19 protein-coding genes are annotated in these 18,168 nt (G+C 41.4%); 1 reads left to right on the top strand and 18 read right to left on the bottom strand.

What is annotated here, in order from left to right:
- Positions 1-36: 36 nt before the first annotated feature.
- The 7 genes from G7058_RS08345 to G7058_RS08315 all read right to left on the bottom strand — a co-directional run bounded on the left by G7058_RS08345 (position 37) and on the right by G7058_RS08315 (position 6,395).
- Positions 37-855 (bottom strand): metal ABC transporter permease, encoded by an 819-nt coding sequence (locus G7058_RS08345; protein WP_227004417.1) that lies wholly within the window; start codon positions 853-855, stop codon positions 37-39.
- Positions 801-1,508, bottom strand: a complete 708-nt coding sequence (locus G7058_RS08340; RefSeq protein WP_166063096.1) for a metal ABC transporter ATP-binding protein — start codon at positions 1,506-1,508, stop codon at positions 801-803. Before G7058_RS08340 ends, G7058_RS08345 begins: the two co-directional genes overlap by 55 nt.
- 15 nt (positions 1,509-1,523) lie before the next feature.
- Positions 1,524-2,498 carry a metal ABC transporter solute-binding protein, Zn/Mn family gene (locus G7058_RS08335; RefSeq protein WP_166063095.1) on the bottom strand — a complete coding sequence of 325 codons (975 nt, stop codon included), beginning with the start codon at positions 2,496-2,498 and terminating at the stop codon, positions 1,524-1,526.
- Positions 2,499-2,930: 432 nt separating this feature from the next.
- On the bottom strand, positions 2,931-3,794 hold the full coding sequence (locus G7058_RS08330) for a metal ABC transporter permease (RefSeq protein WP_166063094.1): 864 nt from the start codon (positions 3,792-3,794) through the stop codon (positions 2,931-2,933).
- On the bottom strand, positions 3,791-4,705 hold the full coding sequence (locus G7058_RS08325; protein ID WP_166063093.1) for a metal ABC transporter permease: 915 nt from the start codon (positions 4,703-4,705) through the stop codon (positions 3,791-3,793). Before G7058_RS08325 ends, G7058_RS08330 begins: the two co-directional genes overlap by 4 nt.
- Positions 4,686-5,453 (bottom strand): metal ABC transporter ATP-binding protein, encoded by a 768-nt coding sequence (locus tag G7058_RS08320; protein WP_166063092.1) that lies wholly within the window; start codon positions 5,451-5,453, stop codon positions 4,686-4,688. The genes G7058_RS08325 and G7058_RS08320 overlap by 20 nt, the downstream gene beginning before the upstream one ends.
- Positions 5,454-5,468: 15 nt before the next feature.
- Positions 5,469-6,395, bottom strand: a complete 927-nt coding sequence (locus G7058_RS08315; RefSeq protein ID WP_166063091.1) for a metal ABC transporter solute-binding protein, Zn/Mn family — start codon at positions 6,393-6,395, stop codon at positions 5,469-5,471.
- Between the two features lie 146 nt (positions 6,396-6,541).
- Here G7058_RS08315 and G7058_RS08310 point away from each other — a divergent pair, with 146 nt between their 5' ends.
- On the top strand, positions 6,542-7,195 hold the full coding sequence (locus tag G7058_RS08310) for a metal-dependent transcriptional regulator (protein ID WP_166063090.1): 654 nt from the start codon (positions 6,542-6,544) through the stop codon (positions 7,193-7,195).
- Positions 7,196-7,245: 50 nt separating this feature from the next.
- Here G7058_RS08310 and ispE read toward each other — a convergent pair whose 3' ends face one another.
- The 11 genes from ispE to G7058_RS08255 all read right to left on the bottom strand — a co-directional run bounded on the left by ispE (position 7,246) and on the right by G7058_RS08255 (position 18,105).
- A complete protein-coding gene (gene ispE, locus G7058_RS08305) occupies positions 7,246-8,100 on the bottom strand; it encodes a 4-(cytidine 5'-diphospho)-2-C-methyl-D-erythritol kinase (protein ID WP_166063089.1) in 855 nt (284 codons plus the stop codon).
- 125 nt (positions 8,101-8,225) lie between these two features.
- Positions 8,226-8,483 (bottom strand): Veg family protein, encoded by a 258-nt coding sequence (locus G7058_RS08300; RefSeq protein WP_166063088.1) that lies wholly within the window; start codon positions 8,481-8,483, stop codon positions 8,226-8,228.
- Between the two features lie 118 nt (positions 8,484-8,601).
- Positions 8,602-9,915: a sensor domain-containing diguanylate cyclase gene (locus G7058_RS08295; protein WP_166063087.1), complete on the bottom strand. Its 1,314-nt coding sequence runs from the start codon at positions 9,913-9,915 to the stop codon at positions 8,602-8,604.
- A 163-nt stretch (positions 9,916-10,078) separates the two neighbouring features.
- Positions 10,079-10,432, bottom strand: coding sequence for a hypothetical protein (locus G7058_RS11905; RefSeq protein WP_227004416.1), 354 nt, complete (start codon positions 10,430-10,432; stop codon positions 10,079-10,081).
- Between the two features lie 98 nt (positions 10,433-10,530).
- Positions 10,531-11,391, bottom strand: a complete 861-nt coding sequence (locus tag G7058_RS08285) for an AAA family ATPase (protein WP_166063086.1) — start codon at positions 11,389-11,391, stop codon at positions 10,531-10,533.
- A 26-nt stretch (positions 11,392-11,417) separates the two neighbouring features.
- Positions 11,418-12,314 carry a 16S rRNA (adenine(1518)-N(6)/adenine(1519)-N(6))-dimethyltransferase RsmA gene (gene rsmA / locus G7058_RS08280; RefSeq protein ID WP_166063751.1) on the bottom strand — a complete coding sequence of 299 codons (897 nt, stop codon included), beginning with the start codon at positions 12,312-12,314 and terminating at the stop codon, positions 11,418-11,420.
- Positions 12,311-12,889 (bottom strand): ribonuclease M5, encoded by a 579-nt coding sequence (rnmV, locus tag G7058_RS08275; protein ID WP_166063085.1) that lies wholly within the window; start codon positions 12,887-12,889, stop codon positions 12,311-12,313. Before rnmV ends, rsmA begins: the two co-directional genes overlap by 4 nt.
- A complete protein-coding gene (locus G7058_RS08270; protein WP_166063750.1) occupies positions 12,886-13,659 on the bottom strand; it encodes a TatD family hydrolase in 774 nt (257 codons plus the stop codon). The genes rnmV and G7058_RS08270 overlap by 4 nt, the downstream gene beginning before the upstream one ends.
- A gap of 83 nt (positions 13,660-13,742) precedes the next feature.
- The gene (gene metG, locus G7058_RS08265; protein ID WP_227004415.1) at positions 13,743-15,761 is read right to left on the bottom strand and encodes a methionine--tRNA ligase; all 2,019 of its coding nucleotides are present in this window, start codon (positions 15,759-15,761) and stop codon (positions 13,743-13,745) included.
- A gap of 86 nt (positions 15,762-15,847) precedes the next feature.
- The gene (locus tag G7058_RS08260) at positions 15,848-16,609 is read right to left on the bottom strand and encodes a MerR family transcriptional regulator (protein ID WP_166063083.1); all 762 of its coding nucleotides are present in this window, start codon (positions 16,607-16,609) and stop codon (positions 15,848-15,850) included.
- A 191-nt stretch (positions 16,610-16,800) separates the two neighbouring features.
- Positions 16,801-18,105: a C40 family peptidase gene (locus tag G7058_RS08255; RefSeq protein ID WP_166063082.1), complete on the bottom strand. Its 1,305-nt coding sequence runs from the start codon at positions 18,103-18,105 to the stop codon at positions 16,801-16,803.
- Positions 18,106-18,168: the final 63 nt, after the last annotated feature.

The following is an 18,168-nucleotide window of genomic DNA, read 5'->3' as shown; positions in this document are numbered from 1 at the left end:
AGCATTGACGAGCAATGCTTGTTCGAATAAATTCATTTATCCTAATCTTCGTCTTTTTGCAACTGCTTTAATCACACTTGTCAGTACAAATAGGAACACAAACATCAAGGTAATGGTCGCTCCGGGAGGTGTTCCCAGTTCATAGGAAGCGAAAAGTCCGCCGTACATCCCCAGTAATGCGATTATTGTACCAACCCAAATGACCGTTTTGAAACTCGTTACTAAACGCATCGCGATTGCCGCTGGTAAAACCAAAATGGCTGAGACAAGCAATGACCCGGTGATGGGCATGATTAGACTGATTGCGACACCGGTAATAATAGAAATAAATAATGAAATCCCGCGTACCGGAAGTCCAGCTGTTGCCGCTGTATGTTCATCAAACAGCAAGACATATAACGGGCGACGGAAAATAATGTATAAAGCCACAACAAGAGCCGTTAAAATGAATAAGGTCCAAATTTGTTGTTCATCAATCGTTACGATTGATCCAAACAGGAATTGTTCAATACTTTTCGTTTGTTGTCCGGACACAAAACTCATCAGTACCAATGCTACTGCCATACCTGTTGACATGAGAATAGCGATTGAAATTTCTGAATAGCCCCGAAAAACATCTTGTAAATATTCAATCCCAATTGCTACTAAGATAACCACTAAAACAGTTGTTAGTGTTGGATTCACTCCAATTAAGAATCCTAACGCAATCCCTGCCAGTGAAACGTGAGAAAGTGTATCCGCCAAAAGAGATTGTCGGCGTAAAATAAGTGTCAGACCAAGTATCGGCGCAATTAAGGCGATTAATGTTGATGCTTGGAATGCCCGCTGCATGAATCCATAGAAAAACATCTCCACGGCGAATCCTCCTTTCTTCTCAACGTAATTTGACGATCCATATATTCTTTAATATCTTCGTGTTCATGCGTTACCATCAAAATTGCTTTGTTATGAACCCGTGAGTTATGACGCAGTAACCGGTAGAAACGCTCGCGCGATTCTTTATCCATCCCTGTCGTCGGTTCATCCAATACGAATAAATCCGGATCTGTAGCGAAAATACGTGCCAAGGCGATCCGCTGCTTCTGTCCACCGGAAAGCTCTCCGATTTTCTTGTTACGCAAATCCCACATGCCGACAGATTCCAACGCTTTTTTCACGTGATCATGATCTTCACTATCCAAACGCTTGAACCAACGATTGTTTTGATAGCGACCCGATTCAACAAACTCTAACACTTTACTGGGGAACCCAATATTAAATGAAGAGATTTGTTGAGGAGCGTAGCCTACCATTAATTTTTCGCCACGGGTATTGGTCTTAGAAATCGCAGCTGAGCCTTCTTGCGGTTTGAGGAGGCCGAGAACACTTTTCAACAATGTCGATTTCGCTGCCCCATTCTCGCCCGTCAAAATAACAAACTCTCCCGGCTGAACTGTAAAATTAATATCTTGTAAAACAGGTTCATCGTCATACGAGAACGATAAATTATCGACTGTAATATAGTCCACTAGGCTTCCTCCTTATTAGTTAATTGTTTGTTTCAATGCTTCCAAATTATTATGCATGATTGTCAAATAGTCAATACCTGCTTCTTGATCACTTTTCGTTATGCCTTCAACCGCGCTTAAAACACCTAATTCAGTATCTGTTTCTTTAGCTAGCGTTGTTGCTAAAGCATTATTACCGGAGTCCTGATAGTAAATCACTTCTACATCATTTTCTTTTATAAAGTTTCCAATCTCCGCAAGCTTAGCTGGGCTGACTTCTTGATTCGATGTCAATGCTGAGATAGATACTTCGGTTAAGTCATAGCGTCTTGCTAAATAACCAAACGCTGCATGTTGCACAACGAAAACCCGATTATCAGCAGCTTGGAATGCCGCTTGAAATTCTGCATCCAATGCTTCCAATTGTTCTACATAAGCAGCTGTATTTTCTTGATAAGCCATTTTATTTTCTGAATCAACGGATTGAATGGTCGCTGAAATGGTTTCAACCATTTGCTTTGCATACACAGGGTCCAGCCATACATGTGGATCGACAGCATGGTTGTGGCCATCGCCTTCATGATGTTCTTCTTCGTCATCATGGTCGTGGGCATGGTCTTCTTCATGGTCGTGATTATGGTCCGCATCGTCATCTTCATAAAATGGAATACCTTCAGAAGCATTAATAACTGTCACATCACTATCGGACAATGTTTCTAAAACGGATGGAACCCATGTCTCCATATATTCACTGCTATAAACAAATACATCTGCTTCCGCAATCGCCGCCATATCTTTCGGTGTCGGTTCGTAGCTGTGGGTATCTTGTCCGGCACCCAACAAAGCCGTTACGTTTCCGTTCGTTCCCACGATATTTTCGGTAAAATTATACATCGGATAAAAAGTTGTCACAACATCCAAACTTTCAGTTGTACCTTCCTCCGTGTTTGAAGTTCCACAGGCTGCTAAAAAGAGCACCATGAAAGGGATTATTTTCTTAAAGAGATTCATCTAATCTCTCCTTCCTTATCTAAATCGAAATGATTCCTATTTGAGCACTTGATTACTTTAGCACATCTTTAATTAGACCGTCAATACATTTAATCCTGTCTTTATATTGCTGTTGGAGGAAACTAGATTTTTCTGCAAACACTTTTCACCGCGGTATTAAGTTCGTTCGTAACATATGACTTTCCATTCATAGCTTAAGAGCAACTTTTAGATAGGCTTTCAGTCTGAGCGAAATCTTTCTCAACTAAACAGCCTACTCAATATTCCGAGTGAGCCATTTCAAGCAAAAGAGCCTACTCAAACCTAAATTTCAGTCTGAGTGAGCCATTTCCAGCAAAAAAGCCTACTCAACAGTCCGAGTGAGCCATTTCCAACAAAAAAGCCTACTCAACAGTCTGAGTGAGCCATTTCCAACAAAAAGACTTCCAGCCATTACGCCGGAAGTCTTTTATTTATTTTCTTCTGAAATAGTGTTCCCATAAACGCAAGAAGTGTGGTTATACCCGTTATGACTGCAATCATTCCGGCAATCGCTACATCGAACTGAAATGCCAACAATACCCCAACAACACTGTTGAAAATTGCTACCAAGACCGTCAAGCCAATCATAGTTGGCAACTTCTTACTATATAAATGCGCAGTCAGTGCCGGTCCCACCATAAAACCAACGACTAAAATTGATCCTACTGAATCATAAGCCCCTACTGCCGTAAGCGATACAATCGTCATTAACCCGTAATGAACCAGTACCGGGGAAAATCCGAGGGCGGCTGCATATTCCGGATGAAAAGTAGTAACTTGCAGTTCCTTATAAAACAATGCAATTAAGGCTGCATTTAATAATAATATAGCGAGATTAATCCACAATGCTTGCGGACCTAAATCAAGACCGAACAAGGTGAAACGGGTAAACGTTGTAAAACCAATCTCTCCCATCATCACGCTGTCCACATCAAGATGGACACTGCCCGCATAGCGGGTAATAAGTATAATCGCGATACTGAAAAATAAGGGATAAACCAGTCCAATCGCTGCATCTTTCTTCATCAACCGTGTCCGTTGTAAAGTTTCCGTTAACCAGACTGTCGCAACACCTATCGCCGCCGCTCCCAAAAACAACCAGGGAGAGCTTAAATCCTGTGTAACAAAAAATCCTAAAACAATACCCAACAAAACAGAGTGCGTAATCGCGTCAGAAAGCATGGTCATACCGCGCAGAACCAAAAAGACACCCGGCAATCCACACGCAATGGCAACGACAATGGCTACTGCTATTATTTCTATCATCATATTCATGTCGTTTGCTTCGCCCTTTCTATCAGTCGTTTTCTTGCTTTTCTATTTCGTACTTGCATCGCTATTAGGCCGCGCTTCGGTGCAAAGAGGATACTAATTAATACAAAAAGGCTCGCAACCAAAACAATGGTCGGTCCGGTCGGAATTTGCTTTCCAATGGAACTAATAAATGTTCCGCCAATACCAGATAAAAATCCGAAAACACCTGCGACCACTGCTACAATATGCATCCGGTTTGACCATTGGCGCGCTGCAATGGCCGGGGCAATCAAGAGCGTACTCATTAAAACGACTCCTACTGACTCCAAACCAATCACAATCGTTACGACAATCATCAAAGAAACCAAAGCATTCAAGAATGTGCCCGAGAAGCCAAGTGTATAGGCAAAAGTCGGATCAAATATATACAGTTTTATTTCCTTCCAAAAAATGACTAAAAGAACCAGTAGAAGTGTTCCCAATCCGACTGAAAGGTAAACATCTTTCAAAAGCATCGAAGACGCTTGTCCGTAAATGAAATTCTCGAGGCCGGCCTGATTGCCGTTGGGCTGCCTTTGAATGTAGGTCATAATAACCAAGCCTAATCCAAAGAAACTCGATAACGTCACAGACATAGCTCCATCACCTTTGATAATACTTTTTTCTTTCATCCAATTAATAAGGGCTGTTGCTATTCCGCCGGCAATCGCCGCTCCAACTAGCATTATAATCAAATTCTTTTCTCTTAATACAAGAAAAGCTAGCCCAATTCCCGGCAAAGCGGAATGACTTAAAACATCACCCAAAAGACTTTCTTGCTTTAATGTTGCCAAGGTACCGATAACGCCACTGAACAAGCCGAGGAAGCCGGTTCCCAGTGCGACTGTTTGAAACGTGTAGTCGTTAAAAAGGTTATAAAGTGATTCCCACATCTTCAACACCTTCTTCTCCCAAATTATGATCCACACGGTATGTTTCCTCAATATGTGCGTCTGTGAATACTTCTGCGACAGGACCTGCAGCAACAATTTCGCGATTCACAAAAACGACTTCATCGAAATATTCTGCAACAGTCTGCAAATCATGATGCACGACCAAGATGGATTTGCCCTCACGACGTAATTCTTTCAATAATTCGATAATAATACCTTCTGTTTTGATATCGACGCCGGCAAAGGGTTCATCCATTAAATAAAGTTCAGCATCCTGAACCAATGCTCGGGCCAAAAATACTCGTTGGCGTTGTCCGCCTGATAATTGACTGATTTGGCGATTAGCAAAAGACGGCATGCCAACTTTTACCAACATTTCACGCGCATAATCATAATCAGCTTTTCGTGGACGCTTCAACCAGCCTAAATGTCCGTAACGTCCCATTACTACAACATCCAGAACTGTCGCCGGGAAATCCCAGTCCACACTCGTATTTTGCGGCACGTAGGCGATTCGTTTTTTTACTTTTCCATAAGAAGACGGTTCGTTATCTAAATAATAAGTAACGGAACCGTTCAACGGCTCAATCATATTGAGCATCGCTTTCATCATCGTTGATTTCCCAGCGCCATTCGGTCCGATAATCGCAGTCATCGCACCCTTTTTAAAGGTGGCATTAATATTCCAAAGTACAGGATTCGAACCGTAAGCAACGGTCATCGTCTTCAGATCAATCACTCTATTCATGTACAGGTTCCTTTCTTACTTCAGTGCATCTATTATCGTATCGATATTATAACGATACATTTTTATATACGTTTCGGCGTCTTGCGATGGGTCACCCAACGCATCAGAGAATAACTCGCCCCCGATTGTGACTTCCCAACCTTTATTTTGAACAGCATCCTTTAAGGACTCGATTGTTTTGGTTGGTACAGAACTTTCTACAAAAACAGCTTTGATTTCATTAGCAGCGATAAAATCCGCCAAGGCACTCACGTCACCAGTTCCGGCTTCGGTCTGTGTATTAATCCCTTGCAAGCCAACTACCTCGAAGCCATATTCTGCACCGAAGTAGCCAAATGCATCATGAGCTGTAACCAAGTAACGTTGGGCTTCTGGTAAACTTGCCACACGTTCTTTTATGTACGTATCCAATTCGACTAATGCTTCCTGATACTGTTCATTGTTCGCTTCGAATACTGACTTATTATCCGGATCATGCTTGCTCAATTCATTCGTGATGTATTCAGCAGCCAACTGCCAGTTTGCAACACTGAACCAAATATGTGGATCGCTTGCAGTTGAATTGCCTTCTTCCTGAATCAGTTGCGTTTCCGGAAGCGCCTCTTCCAACACAAAGAGCGTTTTATCTTGCTCCATCAAATTTTCGAAAACATCTCCTAGTTTCCCTTCCAAATTCAATCCGTTATACGCAACAATATCAGCATTAGATAATTTCATCACATCGGACGGTGTTGGTTGGTACCCATGGGGGTCGATACCCGGTCCCATCAGCCCTTCAACTTCAACCGCATCTCCACCAATTTCATTGACTAAATCAGTCAGCATAGTGGTTGTGGCTACAACTTTTAATCTATCTGTACTTTCTGCCTTACTTTCTGTTTGTGCACAGCCTGCTAATAGGAAAAATAAACTCAGTGTAATAATTCTTTTAAAACTCCTCATAGTACCCCTCATTTCATCATGTTTTTCTATATTGTTAAGTATACTTAATAATATTACTAAGTCAACTTTATTCGTTTAGATGATTGCGGACTTATCAAAAGATACGTATACTATGAATGAAGAGTATAGATAGAGGAGATGTCATTATGACTCCAAGTAAGGGAGACTTCTTAAAAGCAATCATCAAGCTCGGTGGTGGAGAGCGTCAAGTCAGTAACAAGGACATTGCCAAGGAGCTGCATATATCATCTGCAGCAGTGACAGATATGGCTCAAAAGTTATTAATCGACGGATACATTTACTACGCACCATACAAAGGAATTGAAATTACTGAAACCGGTAGAAAAGAAACAAATAAATTGATACGTAAACACCGACTGTGGGAAGTTTTTCTATATGAAAAATTAGGTTATAAATGGAATCAAGTCCACGATGACGCCGATTTATTGGAGCATGCTTCATCAGACTTTCTAATCGATCGTCTGGATGAATTTCTAGGGTTTCCCCAGAGTGATCCGCATGGTGAGTTTATCCCGAATGCAGAAGGAATCGTGCAGCCTTCCAACACCTTCCCACTCAGCGACATAACAGTCGGCAAAATATTTACGATTAAAAACGTTTCCGAAGATCCGGGGTTATTGGAGCATTTGTCACGGAATAACATTAATCTTCAAGAAACCTTTAAGTTAGTAGAAATTGAGGAGTATGAAGGAGCATTCTTGTTGGAAGATGCGAGTGGCAACCAAAAACGAATCAGTCAGCGAACAGCGACTTTTATCAAAGTACAAGTAAACGAATGATAAATGTCCATATAAAAAAATAGACGAGTCGTACTTATCAGTACTCTCGTCTATTTTAGTGTTCGGGTAATATATACTTCTTCGCAAAAACCGCGCAAACTATTATATACACGCTTCGCACGTGAATAATTTTGACTGAAACCAATAATGGTTGGCCCGCTGCCGCTCATTGTTACGCCGTCCATACCATAGCGTTCCATTCGCTCGCTTAATTGTCGGAGCTTGGGATGGCGTTCAAACGTGACCGCTTCTAAGGCATTGCTGAGATTGTCGGCCATTCCCTTATAGTCACCTATTTCAATTGCATCCGCAACTATCCGCGACTTCGGTATGTAATCCAACCGTTCAACTTCAAGGGCACGAAAGACGGTTTTAGTCGAAACACTGATACGTGGTTTGGCCAAAACGACCCAACAGGAGGGCATCGGATTAATGGGTGTCACAATTTCACCCCGTCCAGAAACAAAGGCGGTGCCGCCTACAATTGAATACGGAACATCCGTCCCTACCTGCATGCCTAATTCAATCATTTCCTGAACAGACAAATTCAGCTCCCAAATGCGGTTCAATGCGCGAAGTGCAGCGGCTGCGTCCGTGCTGCCACCACCCAGGCCTGCTGCTACAGGGATTTTCTTCTCAATCTCAACAAGCATCCCTTCGCGGATATTGTAGCGCTCTTTTACTAACTTGATAATCTGATACACATGATTACGCTGATCGACGGGTAAAAAAGCTTTATTTGTAAAGACCTCAATCTTGTCTTCTTCTAAGGGAGTAAACGTCAAATAATCGGCTAGATCCACCGATGACATAATCATCTCCAACTCGTGATAATCATCAGCGCGTCTATATAGTACATCGAGCGTGAGATTAATTTTTGCAGGTGCACGTTCAATCCATTCCATCCGCTACTCCCTCCTTTGTATATTCATATTACATGATTATCAAGGTTTTAGAAAGAAAAAAAGACCAGAATATCATTTAAGAATTCTGGTCTTTGCTATTAGTCATTCATAATTATTGCGAGTGGTTACGCGTATTGACTCGTTTCTTCATCGTAGAAGGAAATTTCAACTGAAGATGTTAATACATCTGCATAACTATATGAAACACGTTCAAAAGCATTTTCTTCTTGATCCAAATCTACGACAAACACAGAGTGGTAGGTTTCACGTAAAATTCCTTTACGCTCCGTCTTACGCTTTCTACCTGCTTGAGCTGTCAACAACACTTTTTTACCTAAGCGACTGTCAAGTTCTTCTTTAATCTCCATCAAACTTTCTGGCATGCTCTTCACCTCACTGTGTCTAACTATAACACAAATCCATAAATTTTTCAAGTATATCACAGGTCTTATTTCTTGACAATACTTAAAGTGTGGTTATTTACCATTTTATAATGGAACATTATGCTTTACCCTGACATTTCTGTTGATACATCGCTTCATCTGCTCGGGCATAGATTTGTTCGAACGCTGTACCGGCATGGGCCACTGCCCAGCCAATCGACACACTGATGGAAATGGTGTGATTTTGGTACTCAATAGGGTAGCTAATCTTTTCGCGTAACTTTTCAATGAGTGCCTCAACATGTTCTGGTGTTGCGATATCCTGTAAATAAACCATGAACTCATCACCGCCAATCCGCCCGACTTTATCCGTTTTACGAACGAACTTTCTGAGGCGATCGGATATAACAATCAGAACGTAATCCCCAACCGCATGTCCATATTCGTCATTAATCCGTTTAAAATCATCAAAATCAATGAGTAAAAGTGTATCTCTACTTTTCTTGTTTTTCAGGCGTGTCCTGACATACTTCTCAAAACGCTTCTTATTCAGTGTTTGCGTCAAACCATCATGGTACGCATCCTCGCGGTGCTTCCAATAGGTGATGAGCAGTAAGTATAAAAGGACAGATGAAACAACCCAGATAAAAAAGAAAGCGGATTGTTCGGGGTAGTACGTGATACTCGGTTTGTCCCAGCCGCCCCTTGGATACGCCGCGAAAATCCAATCTTCGCCCGAAAGCTCTAATTTATCTATTTCAGGATCTTTATCGAAGATAGAAACATTCCCCCAACTGACTCCCCCTGAACGGGGATTTATTTCTGAATTGACTTGCAAGGCCAATAAGATATCCCCAAACGTATCCTCAATATCACGGGCCTCCAACAATTGATAGAAATTAACACCAATAGAAACGAAACCATAAAATGTATCGTCAATGAAAACAGGTTGCCGGTTATAAACCATTAGCGTGCCGCCCTCTTCAAAAGGTCCTTGCACCACAGCTGTTCGATTTTTTACGGCGTATTGTGTACTTAATCTCTTTTCTGGTTCGCTCAGTAAATCTTGACCCAAGAATTGGTCGTTTTGAGGTGTAAAAGGATAAATAAAGGCGACAACACCATCAGGAGCCAGAACTGCCGAAGTAACGAAATCATTTTCAGCAATAATCCTTTCCGCATATAATTGGAACTCCTCCACAGTAAAATCTGTATCTTGTTGAATAATTAATTCTAAAAAATGTGCATAATTCAAAGCTGATTGCAGATCAGCTTGCATAACATCTTTGATTCTGGTAAGTTCTCTGGACGCTTGAGCACGGACGTCTTTGCTATGCTCTTTCGCATACTCCCTTTCCAAGATAAAGACAGGAATAGAAATTAAAAAGGCAACCAGTACAGAAATTACCAAGGATCCAATTTTTCTTTTCATAGCTGAACTCCTCTATTGAAAATCCTAAGTATGTGTACCTAGCTTACCTCAATATAACGATATTATCAATGTTATTTTGTGTTTGAGGAGTTATCGTTTTCCTCAACAGTCCGCTCAATCTTACCCCACTCATCTTTTTTCTTACGATACCCTCTAAAAGAAGTCATACCCCGTGAAAAACATACAATTTATCCGTGTGCTTTTTGTTGTATTCTGCCAGTGCTTCGTAAAAGGCAGGTGGATGCAAGGTGTAGACCCGAATGGTATTCGCGTTCATTTCGGCAATTAATTTGAACCAACGTAAATATTCTTCTTTCGTAATGGCCGATTCTCCTGGGAAATGTCCCGGCTTGGCGATTCCCATATTGACGCCCTTAATCGGTATCTCAGTCCACGTATCATCTGCCTTTTGAATTTCGAAGACGTTATCCACAATGCGAGCAGGGACATTTAGATCTGTATTATTCTCTTTTCCGACATATTCATTTGCCAGACTCATCAGGCCGACAGCGGTCAATAGCCCACCTATGATAAGTACACGCTTTTTTGCATAAGAGCTCTCCTTCTTTTTATTATAATTGGATACCAAAAAACTGACAGATTCAAACGAATGTGTCAGTTCCGAAACTCTTCTTGATATTTTTGAAAGAAAGCATAATAAGTTCTGACGTTTTCCAACTCTGTCCATTTCTTAGAAACGACAGGCTGCGTGTCCAAATCGTAAATACGAGCTTCCTTTAAAGCCAACAAGAACGGCGAGTGTGTCGAAATGATAAACTGACAACCAAAAAAACGTGCAGAATCTTCGATAAATTGAACCAACTCTAATTGTCTGGCCGGAGATAAACTATTCTCCGGTTCATCCAACAGATAGAGGCCGTTCTCTTCGATTTGATTGGTAAAATAACGAAATGCATTTTCACCATTAGAATATTCACGGACATTTCCAGGCATCTCTTGCCTGACAAATCGGGACTGCGTCTTCCTACGCGCTTCCACGACTTGTCTGAGTTGTTCATAGTCATCCAGCGAGCGCAATTGAAACTGTGAGTGTTTCAGACTGAGATACTCTTCGAACATCTCTTCCCGTTTTTCGTCGATTCCTTCATTTACCGTACGGATATTCAAAATATAGTCAAAGACATCATCACTTGTGATAATCCGACTTTCTTTTGGTAACGTATTGTAAAGGTCTGCTTCGCAATACTTTAGGTAATCTTCAAAGAAATTAGAACGGTTGTATTTCGCCTGTCTTTGTAAGGCTAGTTTCTCCGCGATAATGTTTAAGGCCGTTGTTTTCCCAGATCCATTTCCACCATACAGAATCGTGATGGGGGCACAGTCCATTCTCGTAAACCCTTTTTGAGACAGCACCTGAAACGGATAATAGGTATCATAGACTGTTCGTTTGATGTTTATAAAGAAATTAAATTCAGCCTCCCGCTCAGGAAATAAGAAAGAATTTAAATAGACCATAAACTGCCTCCTTAAACGATTAACCCTTAACTATTTTTTAGAACGTCAGATTGGTAGAATTCATTCGCTAAAGCCGCGAACTCTTCAATCGCTAGTGTTTCTGCACGACGGCTGCCTTCAATTCCAACAGCTTCCAAACCTAAACGTAGTGCTTCTTTTGCTTCATCGGTTTTTCCATAAATACCCATTAAGTTATTCCATAGTGTTTTACGACGGTGTTGGAAAGAGCCGCGTGTCAATCTGAAGTAAAATGCTTCATTTTCAACTGTAACTTTTGGTACTTCACGGCGTTTTAATTTCAATACAGCAGAATCAACATTCGGCTGTGGCACAAATACCGTACGTGGTACGATAAAGGAAATTTCTGCTTCCGTATAATAATCGATAGCCACTGTTAAAGAACCGTAATTTTTTGACCCAGGCGATGCCGTCATACGCTCGGCAACTTCCTTTTGCATCATCATAACGTACGCATCCACTGGTAAATTGGCTTCGATAAAATTCATAATAATCGGTGTTGTAATATAGTATGGCAAGTTCGCCGCTACAACAATGCGGTCTGTTGGTTCAAAGCGATCAGCAAATAATTCCGGCAAGTTTGCTTCTAAGATGTCTTGAAAAATAACTTCAATGTTGTCATATTCAGCCAATTCATTTTTCAAAATGGGTTCCAAACGACGGTCCACTTCAAAGGCGATGACTTGTTTCGCTTCTTGTGCTAAGCGCTCCGTCAATGCACCAATCCCCGGGCCGATTTCAATGACTACTGTGTCTTTATCGATTTCCCCTGCTGCCAACATCTTCGTTAAGATACCTGGTTCAACAAGAAAATTTTGTCCCAAGCTCTTTTTCATGGTTAAGCCATATTTTTTTAGTATTTGTTTCGTTCTACTTGGTGTCGCGATGTTTTTATTATTCACTATACCAACTCCTGTCCTTGTGTCGTTGGAACCGGAAGTCCGATTTTATCCATTGCAACACTGATTTCTTCTTTTGTAATTTGAAACATTTGGATTCTCTTTAAGAATTGCTTGCCATTTGTATGACCGATTCCTAGTTCGTCTCCTAATTTCTCGCGGTATTCTGCCGAATGCGGCTGACCCATCAGGCCGGCTGCAAGGAAAAATGGTTTTAGATTTTCGGTCGGTGCCTCTAAGTACGGCGTTTGTACATTTTCTAGTGCCTGGCGAATTGTCTCAGGCGAAGCATGTTCAACACCAAGACTTCCCCCTGTCGGCGACTGGCAATCTTCCTTTCGCACAAAGGCATGCTTGATGGTTGGGATCCGCTGCGTCAGCGTTTCACGTATTTTTCCGCCGGGAAAGTCCGGATCCGTCAAGACAATCACGCCTCTTGTTTCGTGGGCCTTCATGACTCTTTGAATCGTTGCTTCATCCAAAGCAGAACCATTTGTTTCAATTGTATCTGCTTCAACGGCCAATTTTATTCTGGCCGTATCATCTTTACCTTCAACTACAATAATCTCTTGTACTTTCATATGTCTTCCAATCTAAACAATTTGTTTGCATTTTGCATTGTAATAGCGGCAACTTCTTCTAAGGTCATGCCGCGCAGTTCTGCCACTTTCTCTGCAACGTATTTGACGTAGCTAGGTTCGTTACGTTTCCCACGATACGGTACGGGAGCTAAATAAGGGGCATCTGTTTCGATCAATAAGCGGTCCAACGGTACAGCCTTCGCTACTTCGTGAACGTCTTGTGCTTTTTTGAACGTCACGACTCCGCTCAAGGAAATATGCATGCCCAATTCTAGAAATTTCTCCATGTAAGCAACATCGCCACTGTAGCTGTGCATGATGCCACCAATTTCAGAAACATCTTCGTCTTTTAAAATACGATACGTATCTTCAATCGCATCACGCATGTGAATGGATATCGGTAATTGTAATTGCTTGGCAATTTGAATTTGACGGCGGAAAACATGTTCCTGCACGTCTTTGGGATCTTCCATCCAATAATAATCCAAGCCAATTTCACCCATTGCAATAACTTTTTCCGTGCGTAACATGGCTAGTAAGGATTCTTCAATCTCGATAGTATAACTACCGGCCTCGGTTGGATGCCAACCAATAATGCTATAAATTTCCGGATGCGCCGCGCTCAATTTGAGCGATTTTTTAATGGTTTTCGCATCGAATCCGACGACTGCAAAGCGCGAAACACCTGCTTCCTTGGCACGTTGGATGGTCGCTTCTGCATCCTCTTCGAAAGCATCAACATTCAAATGACAGTGGGTATCAAATAACACGCGCTTCATCTTCCTCTCTCATTCATATCTAGTCTTATTATACATGAAAAATGAGCTGGTGCTTACGCGCCAGCCCATTTTTATTACGCTACCGTCGAGCCGTTTGCAGCTTCTTGCGGTGCTAAAATAACTTGTAGTTTACCGTCTTTTTCAGCGGATAGAATCATCCCTTGACTTACTTCGCCTCGCATTTTACGTGGTTTCAAGTTCGCAACGATGACTACTTTTTTACCGATGAAATAAGCTGGATCTGAGTACCACTCGGCAATTCCAGATAGAATTTGACGGTGTCCTTCGTCTCCGGCATCTAAACGGAATTTCAGTAGCTTGTCCGCTCCTTCGACTTTTTGACAGTCGATTACTTCGGCTACTTTCAATTCTACTACGTCGAAATCGTCGTATTTAATTTGTTTTTCTTTTTCAGATACAAGTTTTGTTTCATTTGGATCAAAAGCTGTTTCTTCTACTTCCTCAGCTTGAACGCCTGTGGATGCGATTTGCTCTTTCAAGAAAGCAACCTCCTCTTCTTGGTCCAAACGTGGGAAAATCGGTGTTCCTTTTTTCACGACGTTTGTGCCGGCTGGGAACTTACCAAAGACTAAGTTTTCCCATTGTCCTTGTGTTTCAAAATCCAGACCCAATTGTTCGAAGATTTTAGCTGGTGATTGCGTCAAGAATGGTGAGAGGAGAATCGCAGTAATACGCAATACTTCCGCCAAATGCACCATTACGCTACCTAATTCTTCTTTACGAGACTCATCTTTTGCCAGTACCCATGGTTGTGTCTCATCAATGTATTTGTTAGAACGTGAAATCAGACGCCATACTTCAGCCAGTGCAACACTGAATTGCATGTTGTCCATTTCTTTCGTATACTTTTCGATTACAGAAGCAACAGTTGCTTCCATATCTGCATCGAATTCTGTTGTTTGATTGGACCAAGCAGGAACTTCACCATCGAAGTATTTGTTAATCATTGCGATGGTTCTGTTTAACAAGTTTCCAAGGTCGTTGGCCAAGTCAAAGTTAATACGGTTGATGTAATCTTCAGGTGTGAACGTACCGTCACTTCCGAAGCTGACTTCACGCATCAAGTAGTATCGCAATGCATCCAAACCGTAACGCTCTACCAATGGTTCTGGATAAACAACGTTCCCTTTGGATTTAGACATTTTACCGTCTTTCATTTGTAACCAACCATGACCAAAGATTTTCTCTGGTAACGGAATATCTAATGCCATCAACATAATCGGCCAGTAAATCGTATGGAAACGCACGATTTCTTTCCCAACCATATGTACATTTGCCGGCCAGTATTTTTGGAACAATGAATCGTCTTCTGAACCGTAGCCAAGTGCTGTAATGTAGTTCGCCAACGCATCAATCCATACGTAAACCACGTGTTTTGGATCTCTTTCTACTGGGATACCCCATGAGAATGTTGTCCGTGATACAGCGAGGTCTTCAAGTCCCGGTTTAATGAAATTGTTAATCATTTCGTTCTTACGTGATTCCGGTTGGATAAATCCTGGATGGTCTTCGTAATATTTCAACAAACGATCCGCGTATTTGCTCATACGGAAGAAGTAAGATTCTTCTTTAACCAATTCGACTTCGTGTCCACTTGGTGCCACTCCGCCGATAACTTTGCCATTTTCGTCTTTGTATACTTCAGCCAATTGCGTTTCAGTAAAGAACTCTTCATCTGAAACAGAGTACCAGCCTTCGTATTCTCCCAGATAAATATCCCCTTGTTCAACAAGCTTTTCAAAAATCATTTGAACAGCTTTTACGTGGTTTTCATCCGTCGTACGGACGAAGTAGTCATGGGAAATATCCAATTTCTTCCATAGCGCTTGAATGTCCGTTGCCATTTTATCAACGTATTCTTTTGGTGAAATACCTTGTTCAGCTGCTTTTGTTTCAATTTTTTGTCCATGTTCATCCGTTCCCGTTAAATAGAAAACGTCAAAGCCTTGTAGGCGTTTGTAACGTGCCATCACATCGCACGCAATAGTTGTATATGAGTTTCCGATATGTAATTGCCCACTTGGGTAATAAATCGGAGTCGTGATATAAAATGTTTCTTTTTCTTTAAACACGAATGAGTGCCCCCTTAAAAGTTCAATATATGCATTCTCCATTTTACCACAAAAAGAGGCCCTCATGCGCTTTTATTTAAAGAAATCTATTCTGCCGCAAAGATATGGATAGCGTCACGTAAAAATTGTGCTGCGCCTTCTCCTGCCGGCTCGTCATAATATTTTGTGAAGCGCTGATCCGCAATATACATTTCTGCCAATCCGCGATGTGCCGCTTTTGAATAAGCTGGCCAAGTAAAGCTTAACCAGTATTTATGTAGCTTCGCTATCTCTTGTGCAGTTTCACTGGCTGGATTGCTCGTTTTCACTGCTTCTTTAAGATTTGTAAGAATCTTCTCGGCGGTTGCCTGCATGTCTGTGTATTGTTTTTCCGTTAGATTTTCAAATTGGTTATTCGCCTTTTGGATTGTTTCTGCGCCGTATGCGTTACGAATCTCTTTCCCGTATTTTGCCTCGTTATCCGCTAATTGCTGCTGCTTGAATCCTTCAAATTTTTGTTCATCAGCCATGGTTGTCTCTCCTTTTAGGTTTTCGAGTGTCGTATCAAGTGTTTCTAACAATTTTTCCAATCGGTCTCGTCGTGCTAACAGTTGTAGGCGATGTTGATTCAGTGCTTCTGTATGATCGAAATCTGGATCATCGAGATAGTTCTTAATTTCCTCTAACGGAATTTCAAACTCACGGAAAAATAGAATCTGTTGGAGCCGGTTGATTTCCTCTTCTCCATAAATCCGATAGCCGGATGAATTAATGCGTTTGGGTTTCAACAATTGAATCGTGTCATAGTAGCGTAACGTTCGACTTGTTAAACCAGCCATTTCTGCGAGTTTCTTGATGCTATATTCCATCTGCTCCCCTCCTATATGTCCATACTAAACCTTGACGTAACGTCAAGGTCAAGCGGAATGTTTATTCTGAGTGATTTTTTGGTTAGGGTGCTAACTCAAATGGGATTTGCAGTTTGAGTTAGCGGTTGCCGGGTCAAAGTGACCAAGCAAAAAAAACAGCCCGCTTTGGACTGTCTTTTGAAAGTTTAATATTAGTTTACGCGTACTGCGAATTGTGGTGTAAAGTTTGAAATAGTGTTTACTTCAACTGTACGACCTTCGTATGGTGCGTGGATGTATGATCCGCCACCCAAATAAATCGCTACGTGGTATGTGCTTCCAGCTGATCCCCAGAATAATAAATCTCCTGGTTGTGCTTGAGAAACACTGATTTTCGTTCCAAGGTTTTCTTGCGCGCCTGTCCAAGAACCGATTTCCATTCCGTAAGCTTGACGGAATACATATGATGTAAATCCAGAACAGTCAAATCCTGCTGGTGTTTTACCGCCCCATACATAAGGAACGCCTAGATATTTGTAAGCTTCACCAATCAAGTCCCCTGAATGAGAAGGAGCTGGAGCTGGTGCTGGTGCTGGTGCTGGCGTTGGTGCTGGCGTCGATTCCGGCGTAGTAGCTGGTGCCTGAGCAACAGTTTCTGTTGGTGCAGATTGTTGTGGTGCAGTCACTGCTGGAGCTGCAACGTTTCTAGATGTTGTTGCTACAGTTTCAACTTCTGCTACTTCTTCTACTGCGATTGCTGCTACACGTGCTGCTTCTTCTGCAGCTGCAATAGCTGCCGCTTCTGCTGCTGCGATTGCTGCGGCTTCTTCAGCTGCACGACGATCTGCTTCTTCTTTTTGTGCAATAAATTTGTCGCGGTCAGCTTGAACAGTTGACTGTTCAGCATTCAAAGCTGCAATTGCACTTTCTTCTTCGATTTTTTTAATATGTAAATCAGCTTTCAATTGCTCAAGCTCAGTTGACATACCGATAATTTCTTCAAGTTTCTCTTCAGAAGCTACTTTTTTATCTGTAACAGCTTCTTTATCAGAAATTTGTTGTTCAACTAATGATTTGTTCGCTGATACCATTGTTGTAACGACTTCAACACGTGCAACTAAATCTGTTAAAGATTCAGAAGCAAATACAAAGTTAATGTAGTTTGTGTTTGAACCATTTACCTGTACAGAACGGGCTTGTTCTTGTAATTGCTCTTCACGTTTTTCAATAATAATTTCTAATTTTTCGATTTCTTCAGCCAATGTAGTTACTTCGTCTTGTGTTGTGATACGAGACTCAAGTAATTCATTTGAACGAGATTCTGCAGCAGAAATTTCTGCTTGAACAGCAGTTAACGTTTGTTGTGCTGATAGAACTTCAGATTGAATTGCTTCTAATTTAGATTCTTGTTGTTCAATTTTATTTTGTAATTCATCTGCGGAAGCGGCAATAGGTGCTATCATCGTTGATGCAAGCAATGAACTTGTGAGTAATAATGTGGCAAGTTTCTTCTTCAAGTTAGTACCTCCGTGTCGGTTTCATATATATTTTAAAGTTTATATTTATCTCAGTGATGAAAT

This window comes from Jeotgalibaca porci, from assembly GCF_011299095.1.
Lineage (GTDB): Bacteria > Bacillota > Bacilli > Lactobacillales > Aerococcaceae > Jeotgalibaca > Jeotgalibaca porci.
This window is presented reverse-complemented; position numbering and strand designations above follow the sequence as displayed.

Coding starts and splice junctions, on each gene's coding strand:
- G7058_RS08300 (WP_166063088.1), bottom strand. CDS start 8,483: ATGCCAGAAAGTTTGATGGAGATTAAAGAAGAACTTGACAGTCGCTTA.
- G7058_RS08330 (WP_166063094.1), bottom strand. CDS start 3,794: ATGAATATGATGATAGAAATAATAGCAGTAGCCATTGTCGTTGCCATT.
- G7058_RS08285 (WP_166063086.1), bottom strand. CDS start 11,391: ATGGTCTATTTAAATTCTTTCTTATTTCCTGAGCGGGAGGCTGAATTT.
- ispE (WP_166063089.1), bottom strand. CDS start 8,100: ATGGAATGGATTGAACGTGCACCTGCAAAAATTAATCTCACGCTCGAT.
- G7058_RS08315 (WP_166063091.1), bottom strand. CDS start 6,395: ATGAGGAGTTTTAAAAGAATTATTACACTGAGTTTATTTTTCCTATTA.
- G7058_RS08310 (WP_166063090.1), top strand. CDS start 6,542: ATGACTCCAAGTAAGGGAGACTTCTTAAAAGCAATCATCAAGCTCGGT.
- G7058_RS08320 (WP_166063092.1), bottom strand. CDS start 5,453: ATGAATAGAGTGATTGATCTGAAGACGATGACCGTTGCTTACGGTTCG.
- G7058_RS08295 (WP_166063087.1), bottom strand. CDS start 9,915: ATGAAAAGAAAAATTGGATCCTTGGTAATTTCTGTACTGGTTGCCTTT.
- rnmV (WP_166063085.1), bottom strand. CDS start 12,889: ATGAAAGTACAAGAGATTATTGTAGTTGAAGGTAAAGATGATACGGCC.
- G7058_RS08325 (WP_166063093.1), bottom strand. CDS start 4,705: ATGTGGGAATCACTTTATAACCTTTTTAACGACTACACGTTTCAAACA.
- G7058_RS08335 (WP_166063095.1), bottom strand. CDS start 2,498: ATGAATCTCTTTAAGAAAATAATCCCTTTCATGGTGCTCTTTTTAGCA.
- G7058_RS08260 (WP_166063083.1), bottom strand. CDS start 16,609: ATGGAATATAGCATCAAGAAACTCGCAGAAATGGCTGGTTTAACAAGT.